This is a genomic window from Microbispora sp. KK1-11, assembly GCF_006874435.1.
GTDB classification, from domain to species: Bacteria; Actinomycetota; Actinomycetes; order Streptosporangiales; family Streptosporangiaceae; genus Microbispora; species Microbispora catharanthi.
On record NZ_VIRJ01000054.1, the window covers coordinates 26,371 to 34,562 of the forward strand.

The window sequence follows — 8,192 nt, forward strand, 5'->3', positions numbered from 1 at the left end:
GTCCGTCACGTCGGGGGCCATCCCACACCGAACCCAACAGCCCGGAAGGGACGCACCCATCATGCCAACCAAGCACGCCATCGCCGGACTCATCACCCGGCTCCACGACCCCCAATACGCCCGGTGGGCGAGTCAGATCCGCCGGACCGGCGGCTGCCGCCAACCGATCCACCTGCGCGGCAAGGTCGAGCACTACGACCGCGCCACCGGCCAGCTCCTCCACCGCTACAGCACCCGCCTTGAACCGGACGGCCTCCTGCGCGTCCCGTGCAAGACCCGCCGCGCCTCCCGCTGCCCCTCCTGCGCCGAGACCTACCGCGCCGACACCTACCACCTCGTCCGCGCGGGCCTCGTCGGAGGCAAGGGCGTCCCCGAGACGGTCGCCTCCCACCCGTGCCTGTTCGTCACCCTGACCGCGCCCTCGTTCGGTGAGGTGCACTCCCGGCGGGAGAAGGACGGCCGCGTCCTACCCTGCCACCCCCGCCGGGACGCGGAGACCTGCCCGCACGGGCGGGTCATGTCCTGCGCGGTCCGGCACGGGGCCGACGAGACATGCCTTGGCGAGCCGCTGTGCCCAGATTGCTACGACTACACCGGCTCCGTGCTGTTCAACGCCACCGCGCCGGAGCTGTGGCGCCGCTTCACCCTGGCCCTTCGCCGGCACCTGGCCAAGCTCGCTGGGCTCGCCCAAAAGGACCTCGCCGCCCAGCTCGTCGTCTCCTTCGCCAAGGTCGCCGAATACCAGCGACGCGGCGTCGTCCACCTGCACGCCGTCATCCGCCTCGACGGCCCGGACGGACCCACCTCCCCGCCCCCTGCCTGGGCGACGGTCGACGTGCTGAACCACGCCGTCCAGCACGCCGCCACCGTGGTCACGGCCAAGGTCCCCGCTTACGACGGCCAACCCTCGCGCGTCCTCCGGTGGGGTGCCCAGCTCGACACCCGGCCGATCACCATGGACGGCGAGCTGACCGAACAGGCGGTTGCCGGCTACATCGCCAAGTACGCCACCAAGGCGACCGAATGCGTCGGCACCCTGGACCGGCGCATCCAACCCCTGGAAGACCTCGCGGCCCTGCCCATTCGCGAGCACGCCCGGCGGCTCATCGCCGAATGCCTCCGCCTCGGGGCCTTCGACGAGCTGGCCGACCTCCGGCTGACCCACTGGGCGCACATGCTCGGATTCCGCGGCCACTTCTCCACCAAATCCCGCCGCTACTCCACGACCCTCGGCGCCCTCCGCGCCGCTCGGGCCGAGCACAGACGGGACGAGCAGATCAGCACCGGGCGGCTCCCCCTCTTCGACGAGGACACCGTCCTCGTCATTGCCCACTGGCAGTACGCCGGACAGGGCCTCTCCGCCGGAGACGCCATCCTTGCCGCCGCCATCACCGGCACTCCGCTGGCTGCTCCCGGAGGTCCTCATGACGCCTGAGATGCTCACCGTCCCCGAAGCGATGGCCGCGCTCAAGATCAGTCGATGGACGCTCTACTGCCTGATCCGCTCTGGCGAGCTGCCCTCAATCATCGTCAACGCACGCTGCCGCCGCATCCCTGTCGCCGCCCTGAACGACTACGTGACCCGACTGTGCGAGGAGGCCGCCTGATGGGCAAGCGCTCGAACGGCGAGGGCTCCGTCTTCCCGTACAAGGATGGGTGGGCCGGCTACGTCTGGGTGACCACTCCAGAGGGCAAGAGGACCCGCAAGTGGGCCTACGGCAAGACCCGTGAGGAGACTCACGCGAAGTGGCTCAAGCTCCACGAGCTGGCCAGCAAGGGGCCGGTGCCGACGAAACACCCTACGGTGGCGGCGTACCTCAATCGCTGGCTCGCCGAGGTCGTCAAGCCCAACCGCGAGCCCACGACCTACGCGGGTTACGAGGCGCTCGTCCGGCTCTACATGATTCCCGGGCTCGGCAAGAAGCGGCTCGACAAGCTGACCGTGCGCGAGGTGCAGACCTGGTTGAACACGCTTCCGATGCTCTGCACCTGCTGCGATCAGCAGAAGGATCTCAAGCGTCCGGAGGCTAAGCGGTGTTGTTCCAAGGGCAAGTGCTGCAAGAGCTACCCGTCTCGCGGCACCATCGCCAGCATTCGCCGGGTCCTGCGGTCCGCCATCGGTCAGGCCGTCCGGGAAGAACTGATCTCCAAGAACGTCGTGGCGTTGACCACGCTGCCTAGCGCGAGCAAGAGCAGCAAGAAGCGAAAGCACGACACGTGGAGCGTCGACGAGGCGCGCCGGTTCCTCGAACACCTTCGGGCCGTGGAAGAGCCGCTCTACGCAGCCTTCGTACTCACGCTGGCGCTCGGTCTTCGACGGGGGGAAGTCCTCGGCTTGACCTGGGATTGCGTTGACCTCACCGGCCAAGAGCTGTGGATCTCCCATCAGCTCAACCGCGTACGGGGCGAACTCCTCCACCGGGACACGACCAAGACTGAGGACTCGGCTGCTTCGCTTCCGCTCCCCGGGCTGTGCGTGACCGCCCTCAAGCACCGTCGACGCGTCCAAGACGACGCGCGGAAGGACGTCGGCGAGCGGTGGAAGGATTCCGATCTCGTCTTCACCACGAAGTACGGCACTCCGATCGAACCGCGGAACTTCAACCGGTCATTTGAGATGCACTGCAGGAACGCCGACGTACCGAGAATCCGAGTCCATGACACTCGGCACACCTGCGCCTCGCTCCTGGCTGCGCTCGACGTTCACCCCCGCGTGGCGATGCGCATCCTCCGCCACTCCCAGATCTCCGTCACCATGAACGTCTACACCCAGGTTCCTTCACCCGAGACCCGCAAGGCGCTTGATCGACTCAACCAGAATCTCGACACCTGAAGGTCTCTCTCTGACGCCCAGGAAGGCAGTTCGCCCGCCTTCCTGGGCGCATTGCACTATTCGGCAAGTAATGGGGTGAATAGGTAGGTTCTGGGGCCTTGCCAGAGCTGAGCGCGAGAAACGGGTGCCGACACCGCGAGTTTCTTAGCAGAGAGCATAGAGGTCCATACCGATATGCCAACGATCAGCGATGCCGCCGCAAGCCAGCAGACTGGTAGTTGGATGGTTATCCATCACGGTTATCCATCCTGGTTATCCGACGGGTCTACTAATGTTCCTGCTCCCGCGGCAACTCTTCGCAAGCCCAGAGGGCAGCGCTTTTCGACCCTCAGGTGCATCATTTAGACATGCCGAAGCAAAAGATCGCGGACTCCCGCAGCACCTTGCAGTACCTCCTTGACGGAGCCAAGCGCAAGGGCAGGGCGGCTCGCATCCGCACCTCCTTCGTCCAGATCCGCCTTCCCGACGGCACATCCAAGCCGGGGCCGTTGCGCACAATCGTCAAGAATCATGACGCAGTCGCGCTTGACCTCTACCTCCTCCTCATGGCGCTGGCCACCTCCCCGCCTTACGACGTCACACGTGACGCACGGTACTGGGCCCGGGCCCTTGACCTCGTCGACGACAAGGGAGACCACAACACCGGTGCGATCTCCAAAGCATGGGCTCGCCTGGAGAAGCTTGGGCTGGTCTCTCGCGCCAGGAAAGGCAACCAGGCCAGCATCACCCCACGGCCGGAAAGCGGCGAAGCTCCGCCTGAGGAGCAGTACAGCCCTCCGGAGGGCGGTGCTGACGACCTCTACTTTCGGATCCCCTTTGACTACTGGCTAGCGGATGATCCGCTGCACAAGCGTCTTGAGCCACGAGAGAAGGCGATGCTCCTCATCTGCCTGTCTCTTCTCAAAAAGTCCGAGTTCAAGCTGACCGCGGAGAACGTCGAGAGGTGGTACGGCGTCTCCGAGGACACTGCGCAAAAGGCGCTGAAGGGTCTAGTGGACAAGCGAGTCCTGATCCGACGTGACGCCTATCGGGCCACGGCAAGCGCACCAAAGGGCTACACGTACGACGTCTACTACCGACTGACAGCGCCGTTCGCCCGGCCACGGCAAGCGTCAGCACCCGCGAAATCGGGCGACTCCGAGGCGAGCGCTCAGTGACTCCCCATCCCTCAGTTCGCGGACCGCCGCCGGCGGGCTCGTCTACGTCATCCAAGGCGGCGGCTCCCGCAGGCACGGAAGCCGCCGCAAAAGATTCCCCACTGGAGAACCTGTGAACACCACCAACACTACCCATCCAATGGCCACCGAGCCGATCGAGGCCACGGCACACGCCAATGCTGACCTCGATATCCGCTTCACCGTCACCATCAAGGTCAAGCTGGCCCTGCTGCTCAGCGCGATTCCGGCGATCTTCATGATCTGGGAACTGACACATTAGCTCCCGTCAATCACGATGGCCGCGTCCAGCGCGCCTGGAGAAGCGAACGCTGGAGGCTGCACGCTGATCACCAGCTTGCCTGCATGCGAAGCCGTTGCTGTACGCGTTGCTGTACGAGAACGAGAAAGGCCCTCCCGGAGCTTCCGGGAGGGCCTTTGAGCTGGAGCCGCCTAAGGGAATCGAACCCTTGACCCCTTCATTACGAGTGAAGTGCTCTGGCCGACTGAGCTAAGGCGGCACGCCGCGAACGGCTTCGCACAGTCTACAGGGTCATCACGGTTCTCGTGCACTGCCGCCGCCGGGAGCGTCGCGGCTCTCTGATCCCGCTCCGGAAGCCGGATGCGCACCACGGAGATCGGTAAAACTTTTCCAGCCGCCTACAGGGTCTCCCTTTACCCGATGACCAGCGGAAACGTGGCATACCAGGCGCATCTGTCACAGGAAAACCGCCCCGTCTCGCCCGACGGCGCCCACGGGCCGCCAGACATTTGACCTCATCCTTCGCGGCCCTCGCCGGGAGGTCGCCGCCCGCCCTCGCCAGGCGGCATGCTGGTCCTCGTCACGCAGGCGACGGCAGGGGAAACGACAGGTATGCGATCGGCCGGACAGAAAGCGAAGGTCACACCGCTGCGTACGCGGTACGGCGGCGGTCCGAGCCGGCGGATGGCGGTCGCGGCGCTGGCCGCGCTGCTGCCGTTCACGGCGTGTTCCAGCCACGCCCCTGCCACCTCCGAGCAGCCGAGCACCGGCGCGCAGGCACAGCCGGCGGTCGAGGCGCCCACGGCCGAACTGCGCCCGTTCTACGCGCAGCGGCCCACGTGGCGCGCCTGCGGCGACGGCTTCCAGTGCGCCAAGATCCAGGTGCCCCTCGACTACAAGAAGCCCTCAGGCGAGCGCATCGAACTCAGCGTGATCCGCCTGCCGGCCACCGGCAAGCGCGCCGGCTCCCTGCTCATCAACCCGGGCGGGCCCGGAGGTTCGGGCATCCAGTACGCGCGGGCCGCCCGATCCGTGGTGAGCGACAAGGTGCGCGCCCAGTACGACATCGTGGGGTTCGACCCCCGCGGCGTAGGCGAGTCGACCCCCGTCACGTGCATGACGGCCTCCCAGCTCGACGCGTACATCGGGATGGACTCGAGCCCGGACACGCCGGCCGAGGTCACGGCGCTCGACAAGGAGTCCAAGCTGTTCGCCGACAGCTGCGGAGCCAAGTCGGCCCGTCTGCTCCCCCACGTCGGCACGGCCGACGCGGCCAGGGACATGGACGTCCTGCGCAGCGTCCTCGGCGACCCCGGTCTCACCTACCTCGGCAAGTCGTACGGCACCTACCTGGGCGCGATGTACGCCGACCTGTTCCCCAAGCACGTGCGGGCACTCGTGCTCGACGGCGCGGTGGACCCGGCCGTGCCGTCGTTGAAGTCCAACGAGGTGCAGGCGAAGGGCTTCGAGGTGGCGCTGAAGGCATTCGTCGAGGACTGCTTCCTCAACGGCTCCTGCCCCTTCAAGAGCCGTACGGTGGACGGCGCGATGCAGGAGATCAGCGATCTGCTGGCGAAGGCCGACAGGCAGCCGCTGAAGAACGACCTCGGCGACGGCCGGGTGGTCAACGAGGCCTGGGCGGTCATCGGCATCGCCACCCCGCTGTACGAGCGCACGGCCTGGCCCCGGCTGCGCGAGGCCCTGGGCAAGGCGATCAACGAGGGCAACGGGACGGACCTGCTCCGGATGGCCGACCTGCTCGTCGACCGGCGGTCCGACGGCTCGTACTCGAACCAGACCGAGGCGAACATGGCCGTCAACTGCGTGGACCACCCGTTCCCCAAGGCGCTCGACGCCTACCGGCAGGCCGCGGGCGAGGCCGCCAAGGCGGCGCCGCACTTCGGGCCGTTCGTGATGTGGGGTTCGCTGCCCTGCGCCTACTGGCCCGCGAAGCCCGTCGGCACCGACAAGCCGCTCAAGGCCGCCGGCGCGCCGCCGATCCTCGTCGTCGGAACGCTGCGCGACCCCGCCACGCCGTACGAGTGGGCTCAGGGGCTCGCCTCGGAACTGACCTCGGGCGTGCTCCTCGGGTACGACGGCGACGGACACACGGCCTACCGCAGCGGCTCCACGTGTGTGGACAACGCGGTCGACGACTACCTGCTCGCCCTGCGCGCTCCCAAGAACGGCACCGTCTGCCCAAAGACGGGCTGACGGGCGCGGCCCGGGAGCTCAGGGTCTCGAATGGTGCAGCTCGGTGATCGTCACGGTCGTGTCGAAGCCGAGCACGGGATCGGGAGCGTCGGACAGCAGGCTCTCGTACAGCGGCCGGTGGCGCGCCGCCTTCCTGGGAGTGCGGCCGTCGTGGCCGTACGCCGCGAGCAGGGTGCCCGCCCGTGCGGCGAAGCCGGTGTTCGCGGTGTGATCGATGACCACCTCTACATCGGTCTCGCCGAGGGTGAAGGTCGTCCCCTTGCTGCTTTCGCCCGTGAGCCAGCTCGATCGGAGCGAGGCCAGACCGGTCCTGCCGCGCGAGCGGTACTCGCAGGTGGCCCAGGCGCTCGCGCCGTCGTCCATCTGCCGGAGCGAGGTCAGCGCGCTCGGCTCGACGAAGCGGGCGAGCATGCTGAGCTGGTTCACCCCCGAGTCCATCCAGCTCGACACGTATGACGCGAACGCCTGCTCGCCTCGCAGGATGTACGGGTCGTAGAAGGCCGAGGTGACCCGGGTGACCGGACCCCACTCGGGATGCCGGGCGATCTGCTCCGCCGCCCACCGGACCTCGGGCGCGAACGCGAAGTGGTGCGCGGTGAACGCCCGGCCGCGGACGTCGGCCTTCCCGTCCAGCTCGCGGAGCCGGGCGAGCGCGGCGAGGTCGTGGACGAGCGGCTTTTCCACCAGCACTCTCGCCGAGGACAGCGTCAGCGCCTGCGTCGTCAGATCCTCATGCGTCTGCGTCGGAGTGGCGATCACGATCAGGTCCGGCTGGTGCGCGCCCAGCGCCTCGGTGAGGTCGCGGTAGTGCGCGGGCGTCGTCTCGCGGAACGCGGGCGGCTCCGTGACCTTGGGGTCGACGGCGAACTCCGCGACGACCTCGGGCCGCTCGGCGAGCACCTCGAAATGGCTGCGGGCGATGATCCCCAGCCCGACGAACCCAACCCTGACCCGATCGCTCATGAAAGGCGTCCTCCTCGCGCCAACCGTACAGAGGAGTACAGAGTCGTCCCGGACGCGGCGACCTCCTCAGCTACCGCATCCCTCTCGTCGACCCGGTCGGTGGCAAGGTCCACCACCCCCTGACCGACCAGGTGGCGACGTTCAACGTCAAGCCGGGCACGGGCAACCGCGGTTTCTTCTACGTGCCGGCGCCGCCGGGCGTCACGAGCGTGACCTTCGACGCCGGGGCTTTCGGAAAGATCGCCCACGTGCCCGTACGTTAATTTCCTTGAATGTGAAACTTTCACAAGCGGTGGTCCCTCAGCGGAACTCCGATACCCAGTTCGGCACAGGTGATCCGGCCGCTGACCGCCGCCTTCGCGGGCCCTGCGCCTTGACCGCCAATCGCGCATGGGGTTGGCTCCGCCACACGGCTACGGTCGCCATCCGTAAATTGTTAGCGCTCACATTACTTTACTCCCGATTAAAGCGCATGGAGAGCGACCACCACCTGAGGAGGCGCATGTGAGATCCGCTTTGTCACTGTCCAGGCGCACGGTCGCCTGGATCGTGGGCCTGCTGTGCGTGCTGGCGTTGCTCCCGGCGGGGGTGGCCAGGGCGGACAACCCGATCGTGCAGACCATCTACACCGCCGACCCCGCGCCGCTGGTCTACAACGGCCGGGTCTACCTCTACACCGGGCACGACGAGGACGGATCGACGTACTTCACCATGAAGGACTGGCGGGTCTGGTCGTCGGCCGACATGGTGAACTGGACCGACCACG

8 protein-coding genes, 1 tRNA gene and 1 pseudogene are annotated in these 8,192 nt (G+C 67.2%); 8 read left to right on the top strand and 2 right to left on the bottom strand.

The window, feature by feature from the left end; all coding sequences use genetic code 11:
* Positions 1–61 precede the first annotated feature (61 nt).
* From FLW16_RS41390 to FLW16_RS44275, 5 genes are all read left to right on the top strand, one after another.
* Complete coding sequence (locus FLW16_RS41390; protein ID WP_142566457.1) at positions 62–1,435, top strand: replication initiator; 1,374 nt, start codon at positions 62–64, stop codon at positions 1,433–1,435.
* Complete coding sequence (locus FLW16_RS41395; RefSeq protein WP_142566458.1) at positions 1,425–1,607, top strand: helix-turn-helix domain-containing protein; 183 nt, start codon at positions 1,425–1,427, stop codon at positions 1,605–1,607. Before FLW16_RS41390 ends, FLW16_RS41395 begins: the two co-directional genes overlap by 11 nt.
* Positions 1,607–2,833, top strand: a complete 1,227-nt coding sequence (gene xerC / locus FLW16_RS41400; protein WP_221891560.1) for a tyrosine recombinase XerC — start codon at positions 1,607–1,609, stop codon at positions 2,831–2,833. The genes FLW16_RS41395 and xerC overlap by 1 nt, the downstream gene beginning before the upstream one ends.
* Before the next feature lie 347 nt (positions 2,834–3,180).
* On the top strand, positions 3,181–3,990 hold the full coding sequence (locus tag FLW16_RS41405; protein ID WP_142566459.1) for a hypothetical protein: 810 nt from the start codon (positions 3,181–3,183) through the stop codon (positions 3,988–3,990).
* A gap of 112 nt (positions 3,991–4,102) precedes the next feature.
* Positions 4,103–4,270, top strand: a complete 168-nt coding sequence (locus tag FLW16_RS44275) for a hypothetical protein (RefSeq protein ID WP_185949830.1) — start codon at positions 4,103–4,105, stop codon at positions 4,268–4,270.
* 161 nt (positions 4,271–4,431) lie between these two features.
* On the opposite strand, the gene FLW16_RS41410 is transcribed toward FLW16_RS44275, so the two are convergent.
* Positions 4,432–4,508, bottom strand: a tRNA-Thr gene (locus FLW16_RS41410).
* Positions 4,509–4,861: 353 nt separating this feature from the next.
* Here FLW16_RS41410 and FLW16_RS41415 point away from each other — a divergent pair.
* On the top strand, positions 4,862–6,463 hold the full coding sequence (locus FLW16_RS41415; RefSeq protein WP_260616167.1) for an alpha/beta hydrolase: 1,602 nt from the start codon (positions 4,862–4,864) through the stop codon (positions 6,461–6,463).
* Between the two features lie 18 nt (positions 6,464–6,481).
* Here the strand turns inward: FLW16_RS41415 and FLW16_RS41420 are convergent, their stop codons facing one another.
* A complete protein-coding gene (locus FLW16_RS41420; protein WP_142566460.1) occupies positions 6,482–7,426 on the bottom strand; it encodes a Gfo/Idh/MocA family protein in 945 nt (314 codons plus the stop codon).
* Positions 7,427–7,557: 131 nt separating this feature from the next.
* On the opposite strand from FLW16_RS41420, the gene FLW16_RS45765 reads away from it, so the two are divergent.
* Positions 7,558–7,689, top strand: coding sequence for a hypothetical protein (locus FLW16_RS45765; RefSeq protein ID WP_260616168.1), 132 nt, complete (start codon positions 7,558–7,560; stop codon positions 7,687–7,689).
* Between the two features lie 241 nt (positions 7,690–7,930).
* Positions 7,931–8,192: pseudogene (locus tag FLW16_RS41425) on the top strand (xylosidase); the annotation flags it as partial.